Below are 21,136 nucleotides of genomic sequence, written 5' to 3'. Positions count from 1 at the left end.
TGTTGATGAACAGGCCATTTTTATATCTAACTCCCCTATTTTCCAATAAAAATATAATTCACTGATTGAAGCGAATAGCTTGCCAGAGTATAAATAATCATTCCGTTTGCTCTTTCTCCTATATTCCCAACGATCTCAGGGATCAACATGCAAAATTTGAATAATCGTCAAAGTCTGATTGCAAGCTACATTCTTATGGGCATCTTTTTGCTTTCGGTTATCCCATTACATTTATTAGCAAGTTTTTTTGCAGGCTTTCTCATTTATGAAATTATTATTAGCTTAAGTTCAGTTGTAGAACGTTATATTGACGGCCAAAGAGCCCGTATTTTTATTAGTATTTTACTCAGTATTGTCACCATTTCACTTATTGGGTTTTTCATAACGAGTCTAATTAGTTTCGTTGTATACGATCTAAAAGGTGTCGGATTACATAGTATTAATAGCAAGGTTGATCAAACCTTACTTCATTTGCAAGCAGAGATCACAAAATATCTTCCAGGTTATATTCCTGATAGCGTGACAGATCTAAAAGACGAAATCTTTGCATTTATGAAAGATAACGTGACTACTCTAAAAAACACCAGTTCCGATATTTTGCATAACTTCGTGACTATGGTCATGGGATTAATTATTGGTATTTTGGTGGCAATACATGGTTTTCATCGCCGTACGCCTCAGCCTGTTTTTAAGTCACTGCTTATCCAGCGTATTCAAAAATTATCAATTTCATTTAAAAATGTTGTTTTTGCCCAAATAAAAATTTCAGCGATTAACACCCTGCTCTTTATTTTATTCGCCTTTATTTTGTTGCCGCTTTGGGGAGTTCACCTTCCTTTTGCCAAAACATTAACTATTTTGACCTTTATGTTTGGTCTCATTCCAATTTTGGGGAACCTACTTTCAAACACTTTAACGTTTATTGCAGCTCTTACCATTTCCCTAGGACTAGCAGGAGCAGCATTACTTTATCTCGTTTTGGTTCATAAACTTGAATATTTTATTAATGCTAAAATTATTGGGCATAAAATCAATGCAAATGCATGGGAGATTTTATTAGCAATGCTAGTATTTGAGTCAATTTTTGGCTTAGGCGGTTTAATCGCAGCTCCAATTTTTTATGCTTATTTAAAACTAGAATTAAAAGACGCTGGTCTTATCTAACTCAAAATCGATGTATAAAAAAAGCGCCCTCTCGGCGCTTTTTTTATTTTGGGTAAGTTACGGCTTAACCACAACTAACACTTGAATTGCTTCTGGTGTAACAGTTAAACCATCAAGTAAGCTCAAGCCTTCTTTTTGCAGCTTTTGTAAACGTTCAATTTCGTCTTGACGAATACTTGGGTTGAACTGTTTGAGATAAGTTAAACGGTCAATTTCATATTGCCATTTATTGCCATAATGTTCTTTTGCTTGTTGCTGAAGCTGCGGTAAATCAACTTTCGCAATTTCTAACGCTTGTTTATAGCGCTGCTCAATGATATCACGACGAGCTTTAACCACCTGACGACAGCTATTACCATCTAAGTGATGTAAATAAGGTTTTAAAATTGTTGGATCAATCTTTTCAGATAAATCCTGACCATTTTCACTTAACAACACGCGAATGAGCTGTTTCGGTAAACTTGATGGCAAGTTCAGTGACTTCGGAGCAACAACATCCACTTTAAACCAGACTTCAATTAATACTGAGCCCTGCTTTAAAGCGTTGGATTTGAGTACAGCAACATTGGTACTACCAAATGATTGCGTACGGATCATTTCCATAACACTTTCAATGAATGGATGCTCTAAAGTTAAATATTGAGCATCTTCACGAAGCTGAGCTTGATCGCGATAGAAAGTTGCTGTCATACCTTCTTCGTCTAAAGCCAAACCTTGCACTTGCATTTGATCGGTCGGTTTAATAATCACCGTACCATTACTTTGCTCATCAAAATCGATATTGGTTGATGACATGAAACGCTTCACAAACATTGGTAGCGTGGTATTGTCATCATAGTCTTCAAGAGCTTGAACAATTTCTTGTGCCACAATAGGACGACATGAATTATATTCAAGTAAACGATCTCGGCCAGCTTGAAGTTCAGCTTCTAAGGCTTGACGTTGAACATTGACCTCTTCAAGCAAATCTTCAAATGTTTGACCTTGGTCTGCAAGTAAACAGTCTTTTAATTCAACAATAAAATTCTCTTGCAGCGTTTGTGCTGTTGGAGAAATATTGCTGAAAATATTTAGTGCTTCGTTATACCAACGGAACATACGCTCTTGAGCTGTTCCTACAAGGTATGGCACATGAATTTGGATACGGTTTTCTTGCCCAATACGGTCTAGACGCCCAATACGTTGCTCTAAAACATCTGGGTTAGCTGGTAGATCAAATAAAATTAGATCACTGGCGAATTGGAAATTACGGCCTTCCGAACCAATTTCTGAACACAGTAAAATCTGCGCGCCATAGCTTTCTTCAGCAAAATAAGCAGCAGCTTGGTCACGTTCAAGTAAGCTCATGCCTTCATGGAACATTGCAGTACGAATACCTGCATGCAAACGCAATACATTTTCTAAAGACTCAACCACTGGTCCGCTACGCGCAATTAAAAGCACTTTTTTATGCTTAAGATCTTTGCGTAAAATTTCCATTAACCATGGCACACGCGGATCATTTTGCATCCATGAACCATCAATTTGTGCTTCTTCAGGCCACATCTGCTCACGCAGTTTGCCATCTTTTGACCAATCTTCTGGTGCTGGTAATGGTGCTGGCTGACAATCACGCCCTGGGAAGCCCTGAATAGCTTCACGTGTATTACGGAATAAAATACGTCCAGTACCATGACGGTCTAATAATTCGTGAATTGCTCTAAAGCGTTGGTCAGGCTGGTCTTCAATACTGTGGCCTAATAAGCCTTCTAAAGCAGATAAATGCTCTGGGGTTAAAGCTTGATCCGACATCAGCACTTCAGCAATTTTTGCAGTCTGCTGATATTGAGTCTCTTCATCTAAGAAGCGCTCTAAACTACTAAAACGCTGTGGATCAAGTAAACGTAAACGTGCGAAATGACTTTCTACACCTAATTGTTCAGGTGTTGCAGTGAGTAATAGTACCCCTGCTGTATTTTCAGCGAGCTCTTCAATTAAATCGTAGCGATCATTACCGCCTTCTTCTTCGCTCCACATCAAATGATGTGCTTCATCGACGACGAGCAAATCAAAACCAGCTTCTATGGCTTGCTCACGCAAATCATCATGGTCAACCATTAAGTCAACGCTGGCAATAATGCATTGCTCAGTCAAGAACGGGTTAAGCTCTGGATCATGTTCTTTAATAGATGCGGTACGCGTTAAATCAAACAGAGAGAATTGCAAGTTAAAACGGCGACGCATTTCAATCATCCACTGATACTGAAGAGAATCAGGGACTAAAATCAGAATACGTTCTGAACGACCAGTTTTAAGCTGTTGGTGGATAATTAAACCAGCTTCAATTGTTTTACCTAAACCAACTTCATCGGCAAGTAAAACACGAGGAGCAAAACGTTTACCAACTTCATGTGCGATATAAAGCTGATGAGGAATCAGGCCAACACGTGCACCGACCATCCCACGTAGAGGACTGGTCTGCATTTGTGCTTGCATCAACATCGCTTCAATACGCAGGTCATACCACTCTTTATAGTCAACTTGACTTGCAAGCAAACGGTCTAAAGGTTTAGATAATTGAATTTGCGCACCAATACGTGTTTCATTGAGTGCTTTACGCTCTTGCCCGCCATTTTCTAAAGTACGAACAACGTTGTAACGCAAAACGCCGTGACGATCTTCAACAGACTCAACGATCCACTTCTGGCCTTCTTGATCTTGAACTTCATCATTCGTATTGAAGATGATACGAGATAGTGGAGCATTGTTACGTGCATATACACGTGTCTCATCACTTTTGGGGAATAAAATGCTGACAGATCTTTCATCTACATCAATAAGAACACCTAAACCGAGCTCAGTTTCTGTGTCTGATAGCCAACGTTGACCAATAGCATACTGCTGCAATTTTTCCACCTTTCTCTCAAGTTCGCACTACATATTGTACGATGCAAATTAGCTTATTTTTGCATCTTTTTATGTAGTCTTTAAAGCAAAATTTTGAAGCAAAAACCAATTAAATCGCTTTGCTACAAAAAATCACGCATTAAAATTTTTACATTAAAACGGTACAGGACAGTCAAAAGTTAATGTTTCTGCTGTGACAGGATGATTAAAACTTAACTGTTTGGCATGCAAACATAAACGCGGAACAAGTTGCTGCTCCGGTGTTGCATACAGCGTGTCACCTACAATTGGATGCCCAAGATATTGCATGTGTACACGGAGTTGATGAGATCGACCCGTAATTGGTGTTAATTTCACACGAGTTACAGGCTGTCCCTGAATCTGAAAATGTTCTATGGCCTGCCAATGTGTTAAAGCAGGCTTGTTGTGAGAAGCGTCGACAATATGTAAAGGCGGTCGGCTTGGGTCATAGATGACAGGAATATCTACAGTCCCCTCACCCTCTAAATGACCTGCGACAAGCGCTTCATATATTTTTGAAGTCTGACGATCTTGAAATTGACGTGCAATCGCACTTTGACCGCGCTTCGATAAACCAAATACTAAAATACCTGAAGTATCTCGGTCTAGTCGATGAATGAGCAAAGTTTTAGGTTCAATCGCAACCAACCTTGTCAAAACGCTATCATGTAAATCACCTTTACCAGGAACACTCAAGATGTCCGAAGGTTTATGAATCACCATAAAATCATCATCACGATAGATCAGATGTTCACTTAGAAAATCACTCAAAGTTGTATTCCCAAGGTAAGATGAAAAACAAGCGGGCAATAATAAAAAGCTTACGTCCGAATTACAATGCCGTTCGGGTAAATTAACAGCAGAATTTGCAAATATTATGGATCACTTGAGGTCTATAGTCAGTTAAGGCTTCAATAACTGCATAATATGTTGCAATGTCGGTGTTTGCATTATCTCTTCAACGCTTAAGCTCGCACCATTTGCACGCCATAGATCGACTAGATAATTCACAGCAGGCTGATCTAGACCGTAATTTCTTAAATCAATTTCAGGATGGATCTCCATAGGATGTCGCCCCACCTGTTCAGCAATTGCCAATAAAATTCCTTTATCTGACAAGATATAGGAGGAAGATGCACTTAAAGACCATAAACGTATTAAGCTGTACGTATTTAAATGTTTTATATGGTCAAAACTGATCTTTTCAATCCATTGGATATGCTGCTCTAGATTAGCCGCCAAGATCGCATCATTTACAACACTGACCTGATCTGTAATCGATAAAACAAGCTGCATGACTTGTTTAAACAGAGGAGATAAATCACCTGCCATCATAACTTGAGCTTTAGTATTTGATGACAAACGCTGACCAAGCTCCAACATCGTTTGTTGAAGCTGAGATGTATCAATAAAAATAATTGGAATTTCGAGTGATTGAGCGCGCTTACTCAACAATTCCAAATGGTTCGCCAATGGTTGCTCAGACCAATCTGGTCGTAGTTTAAGCTCATTGAGCCCAACCATGAGCAAAATACTTTGCGCTGACTCAATTGACCAATTTGAAGTACTTGCGGCTAACTGGATTTTTCGAGGTAAGGGATAAAACATTGTTCTCTATAAATATAAAAATAGCTCAAATTAAAAAGCCCGTTTAATACGGGCTTTTTTGCTTACTTCATTTCGGCGAATGTTTCTTTTGCAGCCTGAATCGTAAATTCTATATCTTCATCAGAGTGTGCAGATGAAATAAAGCCTGCTTCAAATGCTGAAGGTGCCAAGTTTACGCCACGTTTTAACATACCATGGAAGAACTTTTTGAAAGCTTCAATATCACATGCCAACATAGAGTCAAAGCTTGTAATGTCTTCTTGGTCGGTAAAGTAAAGTCCGAACATTGCGCCAGCTTGCTGAGTCTTAAATGGAATACCCGCTTCATCAGCTGCAGCTTGTAAGCCTGCAAGTAACTTTTCAAGTTGAGCAGATAATTTGCTGTAAAAGTCAGGTTGGCGTAAATGTTTAAACATTTCAATACCAGCACGCATAGCAAGTGGATTACCAGATAATGTACCTGCTTGGTATACACCGCCTAAAGGTGCGATGCATTCCATGATTTCACGCTTACCACCAAATGCACCAACAGGCAGACCTGCACCAATAATTTTACCTAAAGTCGTTAAATCAGGTTTAACGTTATAAACTGATTGCGCACCGCCTAAAGCAACACGGAAGCCTGTCATCACTTCATCAATAATGAATACAGATTTATATTCATCACAAATATCACGAATGGCTTGTAAGAAACCGTCAATTGGTTTCACCATATTCATGTTGCCCGCGACTGGTTCAATAATAACACCCGCAATTTCATGGCCGAACTTAGCAAAGCATTCTTTTAATGCTGCAATATCGTTGTAAGGTAGTGTTAAAGTGTGTTTAGCAAAATCAACAGGAACACCTTTCGAAGTCGGTTCACCCTCACCTAAAGTAAGTAAGCCCGAACCTGCTTTTACTAAAAGTGAGTCTGAGTGGCCGTGGTAACAACCTTCAAACTTCACGATTTTGTCACGGCCAGTATAACCACGCGCTAAACGAATAGCGGTCATGGTCGCTTCTGTACCCGAGTTAGTCATACGCACCAATTCAATGGATGGCATGATTTCACAGATAATATCTGCCAGTGTTGTTTCGTGTACGGTTGGTGCACCAAAACTTAAGCCATCTTCTGCTGCTGTTTGTACAGCCTTAATAATCTCTGGATGAGCATGACCTAAAATCATTGGTCCCCAAGAACCAACATAGTCAACATAACGCTTGCCATCGACATCCCACAAATACGCACCTTTAGCTTTCTCGATGAAAACAGGTGTTCCTCCAACGCCATTAAAGGCACGTACCGGAGAGTTCACACCACCTGGAATGTGTTTGCTGGCTTGTTTAAATAACTGTTCTTGCTTTGGAGATAAACTCATGGAAATGCTCGTCTTAAATATCTAAAAAATAATTTTGAAAGCTTAAGAAAATAATTGTGCCCACTCCTGTACACGGGCAGGAATTTCAGCAGTTGATCGGCCTAATATATCACTAATGACTGCACAGAGGTCAGCCCCAGCCTCAATCACAGGTTTTGAGTTTTCAACAGTTAAACCACCAATCGCACAAATTGGTAAATCATATTGGGCTGCTGCTTGCTTAATCACTTCGATCCCCACATTACCTGCTTCAGGTTTTGTAGAGGTCGCATAGACTGCACCAAATGCAATATAAGTCGCGCCATCTGCAATTGCTTTTTGCGCAAGTTCTAATGAGTTCAGGCAAGTACGACCAATAATGACGCCTTCTGGTAATTGCGATTTTGCATCGGTAATTTCACCGTCATTTTGACCTAAATGCACACCTAAACCAAACTGAGCGGCAAGTTTTAAGTCATCATTAATGACAAAAGGAACCTGATATTTTTCACACAATAATTTGATTTGTTCGACTTCTGCGGGTTGGTCTGCTTTGTCTATTTTCTTACGGCGGTACTGTAAAATTGCGACCTGACGAGTTGCGAGTGCGGCATCTAGTTTTTCTAATAATAGTTGGATTGGGTCATCGTTGGTAATGAGGTATAAACCGCGCATACTCTACTCTCGCTTTAAAAAACTTCGCTAGTATAACGGATTTATAGGACATCATAAGTACCGATTGATATAGGCTTACCAGTACCAATCGGTATATTTAGAATAGAAAGTAAAATTAACTTGGTATTTTGTCATGCTTACGGTCAATCAAACTTAATCGACCAGTCGCAACGTCAGACAACATTCGCCAATCAGAAATAAAGCTATAGAAAGGCTGTTTAAAACTGGCAGGCTTATTTTTTTCAAACACAAAATGCCCAACCCAAGCATTTGCATAACCCGCTACCAAACCATACAGTACATATTTGGCTTGCTTCTTACGGACTGCTTTTGAAAAAAAGTATAGACCAATGCTACTGCCCACCACGTGTAAGCGTCTGCTCATAATGTTACGGTGTTCAGTTAAATAAAAACGATAAAATTCCTGATAGTTTTTAATCGGCAATTCAAACTCTGGCTGAGCTTCATGGCTAAAGTTTATTGGTGCATTCACGATCATCTTCCTGATTTTTATTTGATCAAAACGTCACCTGATTGTACACCTAAATAAAAGTGTAGCGTCATATGTTTGATTGTAACTTTCTCTATCAAAACCATTATTTTTAACGCTAAGCTATTATACTTATTCAAGATAGTCTAAATACCTGATTCAGGGAGATATATTATGGTCGAAGTCGAACTAAAGTTTCAGTTACCTGAATCGAAGAAAAAAACTGTCCAGCAATACTTAAAAAAACACAAAGCAAAGAACATTCACTTACAGGCAAAGTATTACGACACTCCTGATCGATTACTTGCAAAAAATGGCATGGCCTTACGTTTACGTAAAGAAGATGATCAATGGGTACAAACATTTAAAGCCGCAGGTCAAAGCCATCTCCACCGTGTTGAAGAAGAAACTCATTTAGGCGTTTGTGATCAAGAACCTGTCTTAAACCTTGAGTTATATCAAGATAATAAAGTGGTAACTGATTTAATTAATGCGGCCTTAGGAACGCAAGCTGAAAAACTAAGTTTGCAGTTTGAGACTGATGTACAGCGCACCTATCATGTGTTTGAAGCAGATAATACAGCGATTGAAGTTTGCTTAGATGATGGGGTCGTAAAAACAGCGGATGCACAAAGTGTAATTTGTGAAGTCGAATTTGAACTCAAACAAGGGGCTGTGAAAACGCTCATTCAGTTTGCGCAGCAATGGATTAATCGTTACGCACTTTGGCTTGATGTAAGAAGCAAAGCCGAACGTGGCAATTTATTAGCATTAGGACAAGCCGCCTCACCTGCTGTTCATGCTAAAAGTCTGACATTAAATAAAGATATTACTGCTGAACAGGCTCTAAAAAAGATTGTCGAAAACTGTTTAGGGCAATTCTTACCAAATATGGCTGTCATTGCCGATGGGGTTGCTGAAGCTGAGCATATCCATCAGGCACGTGTAAGCTTACGTCGTTTACGTAGTGCCCTTAAGCATTTTGCAAGTTGGTCAAGCGAGCTAAATCCTGTTTGGGAAGAACAAATTGCCGAGCTTTTCCGTAAGCTTGGAGACACTCGTGATGAAGATGCTATTCGCACCGAGGTGTTACCTATTATTCAACAACACGGTTCACCTGAACTTTTACTACCCGTTTCAGTTCAACCCTTAAAAGAACTCTCAACCATCTTTACCTCTGCGGACACGATTAAGCTGTTACTCGATTTATTAACATTTGCTTATTCAGAAGAAGATTCAGACAGCAAAACAGGTGGATTAAAAAAACACATTAAAAAGAGTTTAGATAAGTTACATCATAAAGTGATTAGTAATGCTGAACACTTCTCTGAGCTTGAAGTGACTGCACAACACAAAATAAGAAAGCAAGCTAAGCAGTTACGTTATTGTGTTGAGTTTATTTCGAGTCTTTATCCAAATAAAAAAGTACAGCAATATTTAAAACAGCTACAACCTGTGCAAAATACTCTAGGTCAATATAACGATTTGTTTATTGCAGAAGGTATTTTTAACAATGTGGTGGCACAAGATCCATCTTTCTGGTTTGCTCTAGGCTGGGTCAAAGCCAAACAGCCACAATTACAAAAGCGCTCAGCAAAAGCTTTACAAACTTTTAGTCAGGCTGAAACTTTCTGGTAATTTATAAAAAGTCGCTGTAAACAAGCAGCGACTTTTTATCGGTATTTACCAAATACTTTCCATACGCCGTTATCTGCTAAGGGATCACTATAGCTATCGCTGCGTTGCTTTCTTGGCTTATCACGAGCATCGACCAGTTTAAAATGCGGCTCAACCCCTAGCACAATCCCATTGGTATAAAACCGTGAACGTGTATATTCGCTTTGCCCATGTTGAAACACATAGGTTCTTAAATCGATGAATTCACGGTGAGCAACCAAAGCCGCGGTATCATCACTTTGCAACCATTCTTGCATGGTAAAAATTTGGTCTGTTTCAAACTGCCCGCATTTTTCAATAAGACTCGCAACACCGCGAAAAGTTTTAGATTCTTTTGCACGTGTTTTATTAATCCGAATTCGGTCTACGTGAAAAAAGAATAGCGGTAAATTTAAATGGCTTGGCAAATGAATCGCATCTGGTAATTTATCTTCCATAAATGGCTGAAAAAGCTCTTGTGCTCTTTCAATTAACCCCTGCCATTGTTGGTAATAATTTTCGACTTCTTCTTGCAAGCCATAATAAATCGGCAATCCTTCAACATGCTCTAAATATTGGGGTGGGAAAACATGCTGGCGTAATAAAGCAATATCTGTCTTTAAACTTTGAATAGCAATTGCATCTTGCATATTAGTCTCTCCTACCAATACTTAGGCTATTTACAGACTAAGTCAAAGGTTTTGTTTCCGCAAGCGTTTGCCTATAATAAGCAGCTCTATTTTTGCGGGAATAAGTCATGTCTCAAAAGATTAATGCAACAGATATTACTGAAGAAGAAGCGTTAAATGCGGTTTTCTTTGAGCGTGCGGATGAATTTATTAAACAAGCTAATGATTTTTGTCGCCCGCCAAAAGATAAAAAAGTTGATCCAGCTGAGCTACGTGGTCAAGTGAGTGCTGCAATGTTATTTGCTACTGCCCGCTTCAATACATGGGTAGCAGCAAATAACTTTAAAGATGGTAATGAAATGCGTGATGCGAAAGATCAGGTCATGTCTTATCTTCTTCAGCAATTTCAGATGATGCTTGAAGATAACTTCGATGAATATTGTGAACAATTCGAAAATTATTTACGTTTCCGTAAAAATGAAGATTTTCACGCGCACAAACATGATCATTAATATGATTTAAAGACCCAAATAAAAAGCCACATTTGAGTGGCTTTTTATTTGCGAGAAGACTTTATTTCTTTGCGGCCTGACCATATTGATCAGCCATCACTTCGACCAAATGTTCAGGTTTAATATACTTCTTAATTACTCTGTTAACGTCAGCAACAGTCAATTTAGTTAACTCTTGATCATGACGAATTCGGTCTTGCAATGTTTTGTTTGTTTCAAGCTGTAGATTTAACATGCCATGAATATTACGCTCATCTTCTAATGCCGTAACTCGTTTCTTCATGATATCTGCTTTAGCAGCTTCAAGCTCTTGCTCAGTTACCCCATTTTTAACCAAGTCATTTAACACTTTGTGTATTGATGCAGACACTTGTGCTGAGCGACCCGAAGTATAATTTGCACTAATACTCAAAGCTCCTACATTCGTGTCACGATCAAGTTGCAGCCCACTTCCAAAACCATAGACTAGCGCATTTTTCTCACGAAGCTCTTGAGCCAAACGTGATGAAATTTGAGACTCACCTAAAATATAGTTCATTAAAATGAGAGCAGATGCATCTGGATGGTTTTTCCCAACTGGAATTGAAAGCACACTTTGGTAGCTACCAAATTCACGCTGCTCAGAAAGAACATGAACTTGTTGTGCTGGAAAATCTACGTGATCAATCAAGATTTTTTGATATGGCTGCTTACCGTTCCAACGACCAAATTCCTGATTCAGTAATTTCTGCATCTTTTTCGCATCAAATTCGCCTGTAATGGCAATTTGAGCATGGTTCATTGCAAAGAAACGCTCATATAACTCTTTCACTTGCTCTTGAGTTGCGTTTTTCAACTGCTGTTTTGCCAATTCAGGTTCGAAGTGATAACGCAAATCACCTGGTTGATATTCTTCAAGTAAACGTGAAAGTGTTAAACCCGCCACCACATCTGGCTCGGTATAAGGACGATCTAGGCTTGATAAGCTTTGCGATTTAATTAAATCAAATTGAGATTGTTCAAATTTCGGATTTTTCATCACATCAAGAACAAACTTGAAAAACTCATCAAATTTTTCTGATTTAGACTGAATATTAATGGTCATGCCATTGCCGTCAGCACTTGCATAAGCCGCGCCGCCTGCATCAATTGATTTATCGGCAATATCTTGCAAACTGTATTTATCAGAACCACGGAGCAATAAGTATGAGGTTAGATCAACTACTGTACCTTTATTAAATAAAGATTTTTCTGTTCCGAAGTCCATCGTAATCGTTGCATAAGTACGATCATCGCGTGTTTCAACTGGGAATAAAGCATACTTCATTCCATTTTTTAGTTTTCCACGGATAATCTTTTTCTCATTGCTTTCAACATATTGCTTTGAAGTTTTTAAAAACTCAGCAACTTCTTGTTGATATACTTTCGGATCTTTTAAAGGCTCAGCCTTTGCTTCCACCTGATCTAGAGTTTTAGGCGACTCTTTTGAATTTTGCTGTTGAGCTTTTTTCTGGTCTTCGGGGGTTGGCAAAATATCGCCATCAATACGATGCTCAGCCACAAGGAACTGCTTTAAAGTTTGATTCACTTCATCTAGCTTAACTTTTTCTACTGAATCCAAATCTTTAAAATATTGATCCCATTGCCCGCCAGCGACGGTGTAATCACTTAACCGTGACCCAAGTGCTACCGCATCTTTAGTGATTAAGTCACCTTGAGTTTTCATTAAACTTTTAACACGATTTAATTCAACCTCAGTAAAAGGCTTCCCTTTTTCAATGCCCGCTAACAAAGAGCTTTCAACTTTTTTTGGGTCATTACTAGGTGAATAAATGGCACCAAGAAACACCACATTAAAATCTTGATCTAGCCAAGTACTCGCATCAACATTTGTGGTAATACCTGTTTCAACCATGTTCTGATATAAATGACCACTTGGCTGCATTGTATATAACAAAGGCGCTAAAGCGAGCGTGGGCTGAATTTTGGTATTTTTACCATTCATATAGATATGGAATTTAGCGAGATCGCTCCCCTTTTTCACCATAAACTGACGATTTTTTATTTTTGTAGAGTCGAGCACAGGAATCTGTACAGGCTTAGGAACAGCTCTTGCCGCGATTGGGCTAAAATATTGATCTATTGTTTTTAAGACATCTGTCTTATCGAACTTACCTGAAATCACCATGACTGCATTATTAGGTGCATACCAGCTACGATAGAACTGGTTTAATTCAGGCATTTTAATCGATTTAAGCTCAGGTAAATCGCCAATCGGTAAACGACCTAAATATTGGTTACCATAAGCTGACTTCCACATTTGATCCATCAGCACAGCAAAAGGCTGATCCATACGGACTTCACGTTCGCGTTTTACGATTTCAATTTCAGAAGGAACAAACTTTTCTTGAAGAACTAATTTATCCATACGCTCAGATTCAAGATACAGCACCTGATCAAGCGCAGTTTTTTCTGGACGAACGATATTGGTATATTTGGTCGAGTAATAATCGGTACTAGCGTTTGTCATCAATGTATATTGATCTAAACGACGCTGGAATTCTTCCCCTTTAACATTTTGTGTCCCCTTAAAAGCCAAGTGCTCAAGCAAATGAGCTAAGCCACTTTTACCTTGCGGGTCATTTAATGAGCCTGTTAAATAAATGGTATTAATAAAGATTTTATTTTCTTTGTCATTCGGTGCAAGCACAATCCGAAAACCATTATCTAATTTATATTCCTCAATATTTTGCTTACTTTTTACTAGTGTAGTTTGTGCCCAAGACGCAGCACTTAAACCAAGAATACATAGGGAGAGTGTCAGTTGTTTAAACTGCATAAACATATAAATACCAATTAATTTGAATAATAAAAAATCAATAGTTGTGGGACTATAGTAGGAAATTTGAACTAACTTTCATAGTAAAGTTTTGAAAAAAAAGCCGTTTATTTAAACGGCCTTATATTTTAAGGAAAAATTTCAGCTTGCATATAAAGCTTCCCATACCCTGAAACTTCAATACGCTCCTGATTCAGAACATTGCAATACAAAACGCCTCCACGGCTAGAAGCCTGATAAGCAATAATATTATTTTTAGCAAGTTTCTCTGCCCATAATGGCGCTATTGCTGTATGAATTGAACCCGTAACTGGATCTTCTTCAATGCCCGCGACAGGTGCAAAATAACGCGATACACAATCATATTGTTGATCGGCTTTTGAGGTGATTGCAACATCCATCCCTGCAGTAGTAATCGCAGTCCGTTTACCTAAGGCTTTAAGTAAGTTCATGTCAGGCTGCTCATCTAATACGTCCTGCACTGATTCATACTCAACAATGTAGGCTTGAACATTTTGATAAACTGCTTTAAAAGGTTTTGTTAAAGCTTGACGTAAAATAGCTGGATAATCTTCAACTTGATGAGCTTTGCGAATTGGAAAATCCATTCTGATTTTACCGTCTTCATCTTGGTGAACTACAAAAAGACCTAAGTTTCGAACATGGAAATTAATGGTCTTTTTGTCGGTAAAATCTTTAAATAATACGAAAGCGCTGGCAAGCGTGGCATGCCCACAGAAATCAACTTCAACCGTTGGCGTGAACCAACGGATTTCATAGTTTTCAGAGTCTATAATTTTTACAAAAGCAGTTTCAGACAAATTATTTTCAAGTGCTATCTTCTGCATTAAATCTACATCTAACCACTCTTTTTCAACAACGACAGCGGCTGGATTTCCACGAAATAACTCTTTTGTAAAAGCATCGACTTGATACATTTTCATGATAGTGCTCTCTTTTGTAATAGGCCTATTTTCGAAAATTATTTAAAAGAAAAACAGATACAGTTTTTTTAAAATTAACATCACAGTAGCAATTTATACATATAAAAAAACGGCTCATCCAGAGTGGAGAGCCGTTTAATACTCATTCTTAATGATGTTGAGTTAACTCAATTTCATCTTCATTGTTTAATATTTCTTTATCAGTCTGACCCATCAATTGGCTCGTAACAACACCAGCAGTCATTGAACCATTTACGTTTAATGCAGTACGCCCCATATCAATGAGTGGCTCGATTGAAATAAGAAGTGCAACCAACGTTACAGGTAAACCCATTGCAGGAAGCACAATCAACGCAGCAAAAGTCGCACCACCACCTACTCCTGCAACCCCAATTGAACTTAAGGTCACAATACCGACTAACGATGCAATCCACATTGGGTCTAAGGTGTTAATACCCATGGTAGGTGCAACCATCACTGCCAACATTGCAGGGTACAAACCCGCACACCCATTTTGACCAATAGTGGCACCAAAAGAAGCAGAGAAACTTGCAATTGATTCAGGCACACCTAAACGACGAGTTTGTGTTTCAATGCTCAGTGGAATACTTGCTGCACTTGAACGGCTAGTGAATGCAAACGTTAAAACTGGAGCAACTTTCTTAAAGAATTTAAGAGGAGAAACACCCGTCATAGTCAAAATAATGGCATGTACGACAAACATAATCGCCAAGCCTAAATAAGATGCAACCAAGAAACCGCCTAGATTTAAAATATCTGCGACGTTTGAACTTGCCACGACTTTGGTCATGAGGGCAAAAACACCATACGGCGTAAGTGTCATCACTAAGCGCACAAGCTTCATTACCCATGACTGCAACGTCTGAATCGCAGTCAGAATACGTTGACCTTTTTCTGCGTCGTCCTTCATTAGGTTAAGCGCTGCTATACCTAAAAAGACGGCGAAAATAACTACACTAATAATTGATGTTGGGTTTGCACCAGTCAATTCAGCAAATGGGTTACTTGGAATAAAGGAAAGAATAAACTGCGGCACACTTAAATCGGTAACTTTGCCTACATAGTCTGTATTAATCGCAGTTAAGCGTGCAGTTTCAGCAGCACCTTGCACCAAACCTTTTGCAGTTAAGCCAAACAGGTTTGTAACAAATACCCCTACCAGTGCAGCAATCAGCGTTGTAAAGAGTAAAGTACCGATCGTATAAAAACTGATTTTGCCTAAAGAAGATGCTTGGTGTAATTTTGCCACCGCTCCCAAAATAGACACAAATACCAAAGGCATCACGACCATTTGTAAAAGTTTTACATAGCCGTTTCCAACGATATTAAACCAGCTAATAGATTCAGCAAGAATCGGATGGCCACCGCCATAAATCAAATGTAGTCCTAAACCAAACACTACACCTAGAACTAAGCCAGCCAGAACTTTTTTCGATAAGCTCCAGTCTGTTTTACGTGTTTGGGCGAGTAAAAATATTAACCCGACAAAAACCACAATATTGATGATTAAGGGTATATTCATTCCCAAACTCCAAATTATTGCTTGTGTCATCTTTCAAGGGGGCATATTTGACCATAGCCAGCCTATATAAACTACCCTTTTCCACAATTTTATAGCATCAAGATGATTACAAACCTCTGTGAGAATTTAAAATGACTTTTTCATACATATATATCACTTTTAATTTATAAATTAAGTTGGATATTTACGTATGAAAATCAATCACAACCTAAGCAACCTTTAATTCAAATTGTTGCTCAATAAAATGAATAAACTGCTTTAAATTGGTTCCCCATGTTTCAGGCGACTGGGCAACTAAGTAGGTAGTAAAATGAGCGGATTCAGTATTAAGTTCAAAACAACTTAATGACACTTTCTCGACTACTTTGTTTAGATATGACTTTGGCAATAAAGCAAAACCAACGCCTAATTCCACACAGCTTACAATCCCGTCCAGACTGCCCATTTCCATAATTTGTGAAGGCGGAACACTGTGATCATTTAAAAATAACTCGATTGCATGACGATAAGAACAACCTTGTCGAAACGCAATAAATCGGGTCTTTGCAAGCTTGGCAACATCTGGAAAGTGAGTTTGCTGTTTCGGACAAACCAAAACCAATTGTTCTTGCCAAACAGGTAAACTATACAACTCTGGAATTAAATATTTAGAAGCAACAAAAGCACAATCAACCTCTCCTTGCTGCACAGCACTTAACAAATATCGTGTCGGGTGAGTTTGCAGCTCGATCGGCAAATTCGGATATTGCTGCATACATTGATTGAGTAATTGAGGTAGACGTATTGCTGCTGTCGTTTCCATACTGCCCAAACGAATGGTTTCGTTCGGGTCAATATCACCCTCTTGAAAGATTTTTTTCGCTTTATTATGTAGAGCAATCATTTGAACAGCATAACTATGCAGCTGTTGTCCGGCATTCGTTAAGGTCACTGGGTTATTACGATTGAATAAAATAACCCCTAACTCTTCTTCAAGCTTTTTCACATGGCTCGTGATATTCGATTGAACCGTATACATTTTTTGTGCAGCCAAGGAAAAACTTCCACTCTCTGCAACAGCTAAAAAAAACTCTAGAGACTTAAGCAACATATCACTATCTCAAAATAAGATAATTACCATCATATTAAATCATTTTTAAAGATTTAAAAACTTGCTTTTAATAATAAAAAAATTGAGCATCCTCTCATGTCTACGTTTTATCGAATGAGCTTAATTGTCTTTTTGGCAACTTGTTTGGGAATTGGTATTTTTAGATTTTCCTATACTGCGCTTATGCCCATCATCATCGAGCAATACCATTGGACCCATGATTTTGCCAGTTTCTTGGGCAGCGCAAATTTATTGGGATATCTCATTGGTGCTTTATTCGCCCTATTGAGTATTAAGGAAAAGTACATCCCACCCATGATTGTCTTATCGGCTATAGCTGGTAGCCTCAGCCTACTAGGCTGTTCATTCATGGATATGCCTTTGGTGTGGTTCATTTTTTGTCGTACGATTTCAGGTATTGCTGGCGGCTTACTAATGATTTTGGCACCTAGCTTTGCGATGAAATACATTTCCACCACGCAAAGATTAAAAGTTAACTTTTTAGGATTTAGCGGAATTGGTGTGGGGGTGTTATCCGCCACCATTATTATTCCCCTACTTCAAAATATGCCTGTTCATTATGTTTGGAATATTTTTGCAGGTCTTTCGCTATTAGGAAGCTTAACTCTTTATCGATTATTAAGTCGTAATACTGCCCAGATTATTAAACCGCAATCTAGCGCTCTTCAAGCCTCACAAAAATCACATTTAGGCCTTGTCATTATTATTGCCTATATGTGTAGTGCCTTTGCCTATATTCCACATTCTTTGTTTTGGATGGATTATTTATCTGGAACTCTGCATTTTCCCCTACAGCAAAGAAATTTATTCTGGGTTCTCTATGGAGCGGGAAGCTGCATTGGTGCACTTATTGCTTATTGCTTAAGCAGACTAATCGGATATCTACAGGCTATTAAATGGTTATATACCATTTACTGCTTAGCCGTTGTTTTGCCGTTCCTTTCACATACCGCATCTTTACTAGCTTTGTCTTCGTTTCTGACAGGCTTACTGACTCCCGCAACCGTATTTATTAGTTCTTATAGCCTGCTACAGATTTATGAGCAACGTTATCAAATGCTTTGGAGCCTTGCCACTATTGGGTTTGCCAGCACTCAACTTTTGGGTGGTGTTGTCATTAGCACTTTGCATCATTTGCATTGGTCTTATGCACATCTCTTTCTTTTAGGTGGAACCGTTCTTCTCTTTGCGGTTTGCCTTTTAATTCCCCTACGCCCTTCTTTCACCTCAACTCTCGGAGAAACCAAATCATGAAAACTCTGCTCTTTCCGTTATTTCTAGTTGCTTTCGTTCTTATTATTCAAGCCCTAGACCAGAGTTATCAAAAGAAAACTGGTTTTATTAAAACTCCGAAACATCCCGAATTTATGCAATAAAAAAAGCCCTCAACCGAGGGCTTTCTAATAGAAGATTACTCTCCCATATGTTTGATAATCGCATCACCAAACTCAGAACAACGTAACAAGGTTGCTCCCGGCATTAGTCGTTCAAAATCGTAAGTTACGGTTTTGGCTGCAATTGCTCCAGAAATTCCTTTAATGATCAGATCAGCAGCCTCTGTCCACCCCATATCACGCAGCATCATTTCCGCAGAAAGAATAATAGAACCAGGGTTTACTTTATCCTGTCCCGCATATTTAGGTGCAGTACCATGAGTTGCTTCATACACTGCAATAGCACCACCAATATTTGCACCTGGTGCAATACCAATGCCGCCAACCTCTGCTGCCAAAGCATCAGAAATATAATCACCGTTTAAATTTAGCGTGGCAATCACAGAGTAATCGGCTGGACGCATGAGGATCTGTTGTAAAAACGCGTCTGCAATGACATCTTTGATAATGATGTCTTTACCAGTTCTAGGGTTTTTAATTTTAACCCATGGGCCACCATCAATTAGCTCTCCACCGAAACGATCAAGAGCCAATTCATAGCCCCATTCTTTAAATGCGCCTTCGGTGTATTTCATGATATTACCCTTGTGAACCAGCGTCACAGAAGGCTTATCATTTTCGATTGCAAACTGAATGGCTTTACGGACTAAACGCTGTGTTCCTTCTTTTGAAACAGGTTTAATTCCAATACCACATCCTTCAGGGAAACGGATTTTTGTGACACCCATTTCTTCTTGAAGGAACTTAATGACTTTTTTGGCCTCTTCAGAATCAGCTTTCCATTCAATACCTGCATAGATATCTTCCGAGTTCTCACGGAAAATCACCATGTCAGTTAATTCGGGGTGTTGAACGGGTGAAGGAACGCCTTCAAACCAGCGTACTGGTCGTACGCAAACATATAGATCTAATTCTTGGCGCAAAGCAACGTTGAGTGAACGAATGCCTCCACCTACTGGTGTGGTTAAAGGACCTTTGATTGATACAACAAACTCGCGAAGTGCTTCAAAAGTTTCTTCTGGCATATAGTTGCCATAAATTTTATTGGCTTTTTCGCCGCAATACACTTCCATCCATTCGATTGAGCGTTTGCCACCGTAAGCTTTTAAAATCGCAGCATCTACGACTGCTTTCATTGTTGGTGTAATATCCACACCAATACCGTCGCCTTCAATGAAAGGAATAATTGGATGATTTGGTACGTTCAGTGACAGGTCTGCATTTACTTTGATTTTGTCGCCGTCGGCAGGAACCACGATCTTCTGATAACCCATTGTGTAGATTCTCCCTTTTATAATACTTAATTAACTAAAAATAATTATCGATAAACAATACTTTCAACTTTTATTAACGCATAATAGCTTAATCGAATTTAATTCTTTTTGAGATTTATGTGGGAAATAAGCAAATTTCGCACTTAAATATAGCTCAATGTTTTCACTAGTTATTTGAAAGAAGAAGCCATTTTTTATGAAAATTGTGATTCTCAACAAGCCTTATGACGTTCTCTCCCAGTTTCGTAAAGACGAAGCGCACATGACCGTCTCTGACTTTGTTGATGACCCGACTTTGCGCTTGGCAGGCCGTCTTGATATGGACTCTGAGGGTTTAGTTTTTTTAACCGATCATGGTGGTCTGAATCAGTTCATTACCAACCCTGCAAATAAAAAATACAAAACGTATTTAGTTCAAGTTGATGGCGATGTAACCGAAGAGGCGCTTGAGCAACTTCGTAAAGGTGTAGAACTGAATGATGGTATGACGCTTCCTGCCAAAGCCATTAAAGTCAGTGAACCTGAATGGTTATGGGAACGCAATCCACCCGTACGTTACCGTGCGAATATTCCAACTTCTTGGATTGAGATTTCAATTTGCGAAGGCCGTAACCGTCAAGTTCGTCGTATGACTTCTGCGGTAGGTTTTCCAACTTTACGTCTCATTCGTACTAAAATTGGCTCAATTGACTTAGTTCAACTTGGCTTAAGACCGGGTGATGTAAAAGAAATTGAACCATTACTCTACCCTGACTTTAAAGATGTGCCAGCTGAACAGCCTTATCGCTCGCGTTCATACGTGAAAAAGCCAGGCGGTACGGGTGGCAAACCAATGGTTCGCAAGAACAAAGATGGTTCTGCTAAAAAGTCTGGGACAAAACGTATTTGGCAAATGGATGAAAGCGAGAAACCACGTCGTAAGACCAATGGTACAACTCGTCCAAATACCAAAGCACCACGTGGTCGTGGCCGCAATGGTCGATAAGATTTAATCTTTTAAAAGCTCACATCAGTGGGCTTTTTTAATGTCTTTTATTTTAGGCAATAAAAAACCGGTGCATATGCACCGGC

At 39.0% G+C, this 21,136-nt stretch carries 18 protein-coding genes; 6 read left to right on the top strand and 12 right to left on the bottom strand.

Translation table 11 applies throughout. The annotated features are described in order from the left end of the window. The first annotated feature begins 147 nt into the window (after nt 1–147). On the top strand, nt 148–1,164 hold the full coding sequence (locus RMB06_RS05205; protein WP_005067939.1) for an AI-2E family transporter: 1,017 nt from the start codon (nt 148–150) through the stop codon (nt 1,162–1,164). 57 nt (nt 1,165–1,221) lie between these two features. On the opposite strand, the gene rapA is transcribed toward RMB06_RS05205, so the two are convergent. The 6 genes from rapA to RMB06_RS05175 all read right to left on the bottom strand — a co-directional run bounded on the left by rapA (nt 1,222) and on the right by RMB06_RS05175 (nt 8,193). Then, nucleotides 1,222–4,059, bottom strand: a complete 2,838-nt coding sequence (gene rapA, locus RMB06_RS05200; RefSeq protein ID WP_262728259.1) for an RNA polymerase-associated protein RapA — start codon at nt 4,057–4,059, stop codon at nt 1,222–1,224. A gap of 144 nt (nt 4,060–4,203) precedes the next feature. Further along, nucleotides 4,204–4,842, bottom strand: coding sequence for an RluA family pseudouridine synthase (locus RMB06_RS05195; RefSeq protein ID WP_005307342.1), 639 nt, complete (start codon nt 4,840–4,842; stop codon nt 4,204–4,206). Between the two features lie 132 nt (nt 4,843–4,974). Next, the gene (locus tag RMB06_RS05190; protein WP_202745123.1) at nt 4,975–5,679 is read right to left on the bottom strand and encodes an acyl carrier protein; all 705 of its coding nucleotides are present in this window, start codon (nt 5,677–5,679) and stop codon (nt 4,975–4,977) included. A gap of 62 nt (nt 5,680–5,741) precedes the next feature. Beyond that, nucleotides 5,742–7,040, bottom strand: coding sequence for a glutamate-1-semialdehyde 2,1-aminomutase (hemL, locus tag RMB06_RS05185; RefSeq protein WP_016146072.1), 1,299 nt, complete (start codon nt 7,038–7,040; stop codon nt 5,742–5,744). Between the two features lie 42 nt (nt 7,041–7,082). Beyond that, complete coding sequence (gene thiE, locus RMB06_RS05180) at nt 7,083–7,694, bottom strand: thiamine phosphate synthase (RefSeq protein ID WP_238516504.1); 612 nt, start codon at nt 7,692–7,694, stop codon at nt 7,083–7,085. A 115-nt stretch (nt 7,695–7,809) separates the two neighbouring features. Further along, nucleotides 7,810–8,193, bottom strand: a complete 384-nt coding sequence (locus RMB06_RS05175) for a DUF962 domain-containing protein (protein ID WP_075383512.1) — start codon at nt 8,191–8,193, stop codon at nt 7,810–7,812. Nucleotides 8,194–8,358: 165 nt separating this feature from the next. Between RMB06_RS05175 and RMB06_RS05160 the strand changes: the two genes are divergently transcribed. Then, nucleotides 8,359–9,822, top strand: a complete 1,464-nt coding sequence (locus RMB06_RS05160; protein WP_404976472.1) for a CHAD domain-containing protein — start codon at nt 8,359–8,361, stop codon at nt 9,820–9,822. A 35-nt stretch (nt 9,823–9,857) separates the two neighbouring features. Here the strand turns inward: RMB06_RS05160 and RMB06_RS05155 are convergent, their stop codons facing one another. Further along, complete coding sequence (locus tag RMB06_RS05155) at nt 9,858–10,490, bottom strand: hypothetical protein (RefSeq protein ID WP_311078647.1); 633 nt, start codon at nt 10,488–10,490, stop codon at nt 9,858–9,860. Nucleotides 10,491–10,597: 107 nt separating this feature from the next. On the opposite strand from RMB06_RS05155, the gene RMB06_RS05150 reads away from it, so the two are divergent. Then, nucleotides 10,598–10,981 carry a DUF3144 domain-containing protein gene (locus RMB06_RS05150; RefSeq protein WP_002118682.1) on the top strand — a complete coding sequence of 128 codons (384 nt, stop codon included), beginning with the start codon at nt 10,598–10,600 and terminating at the stop codon, nt 10,979–10,981. Between the two features lie 61 nt (nt 10,982–11,042). Here RMB06_RS05150 and RMB06_RS05145 read toward each other — a convergent pair whose 3' ends face one another. The 4 genes from RMB06_RS05145 to RMB06_RS05130 all read right to left on the bottom strand — a co-directional run bounded on the left by RMB06_RS05145 (nt 11,043) and on the right by RMB06_RS05130 (nt 17,376). Next, nucleotides 11,043–13,805, bottom strand: a complete 2,763-nt coding sequence (locus RMB06_RS05145; protein ID WP_108011376.1) for a pitrilysin family protein — start codon at nt 13,803–13,805, stop codon at nt 11,043–11,045. A 122-nt stretch (nt 13,806–13,927) separates the two neighbouring features. Then, on the bottom strand, nt 13,928–14,743 hold the full coding sequence (locus tag RMB06_RS05140) for a PhzF family phenazine biosynthesis protein (RefSeq protein ID WP_069123813.1): 816 nt from the start codon (nt 14,741–14,743) through the stop codon (nt 13,928–13,930). Nucleotides 14,744–14,891: 148 nt separating this feature from the next. Further along, nucleotides 14,892–16,286: an L-cystine transporter gene (locus RMB06_RS05135; RefSeq protein ID WP_017480601.1), complete on the bottom strand. Its 1,395-nt coding sequence runs from the start codon at nt 16,284–16,286 to the stop codon at nt 14,892–14,894. Between the two features lie 208 nt (nt 16,287–16,494). Further along, a complete protein-coding gene (locus RMB06_RS05130) occupies nt 16,495–17,376 on the bottom strand; it encodes a LysR family transcriptional regulator (protein ID WP_002118709.1) in 882 nt (293 codons plus the stop codon). A 96-nt stretch (nt 17,377–17,472) separates the two neighbouring features. Here RMB06_RS05130 and RMB06_RS05125 point away from each other — a divergent pair, with 96 nt between their 5' ends. Further along, nucleotides 17,473–18,651 carry a YbfB/YjiJ family MFS transporter gene (locus tag RMB06_RS05125; protein WP_202732138.1) on the top strand — a complete coding sequence of 393 codons (1,179 nt, stop codon included), beginning with the start codon at nt 17,473–17,475 and terminating at the stop codon, nt 18,649–18,651. Further along, nucleotides 18,648–18,773, top strand: coding sequence for a hypothetical protein (locus RMB06_RS05120; protein WP_075383506.1), 126 nt, complete (start codon nt 18,648–18,650; stop codon nt 18,771–18,773). Before RMB06_RS05125 ends, RMB06_RS05120 begins: the two co-directional genes overlap by 4 nt. A gap of 35 nt (nt 18,774–18,808) precedes the next feature. Here RMB06_RS05120 and icd read toward each other — a convergent pair whose 3' ends face one another. Further along, a complete protein-coding gene (icd, locus tag RMB06_RS05115) occupies nt 18,809–20,065 on the bottom strand; it encodes an NADP-dependent isocitrate dehydrogenase (RefSeq protein WP_005067916.1) in 1,257 nt (418 codons plus the stop codon). Nucleotides 20,066–20,261: 196 nt separating this feature from the next. On the opposite strand from icd, the gene RMB06_RS05110 reads away from it, so the two are divergent. After that, the gene (locus RMB06_RS05110) at nt 20,262–21,050 is read left to right on the top strand and encodes an rRNA large subunit pseudouridine synthase E (RefSeq protein ID WP_005067912.1); all 789 of its coding nucleotides are present in this window, start codon (nt 20,262–20,264) and stop codon (nt 21,048–21,050) included. The last annotated feature ends 86 nt before the right edge of the window (nt 21,051–21,136 follow it).

It is taken from the genome of Acinetobacter sp. V104_13, from assembly GCF_031798995.1.
GTDB lineage: Bacteria > Pseudomonadota > Gammaproteobacteria > Pseudomonadales > Moraxellaceae > Acinetobacter > Acinetobacter pittii.
Note: the sequence above shows the minus strand (reverse complement) of the source record. Positions and strands in the feature narration are given on the sequence as shown.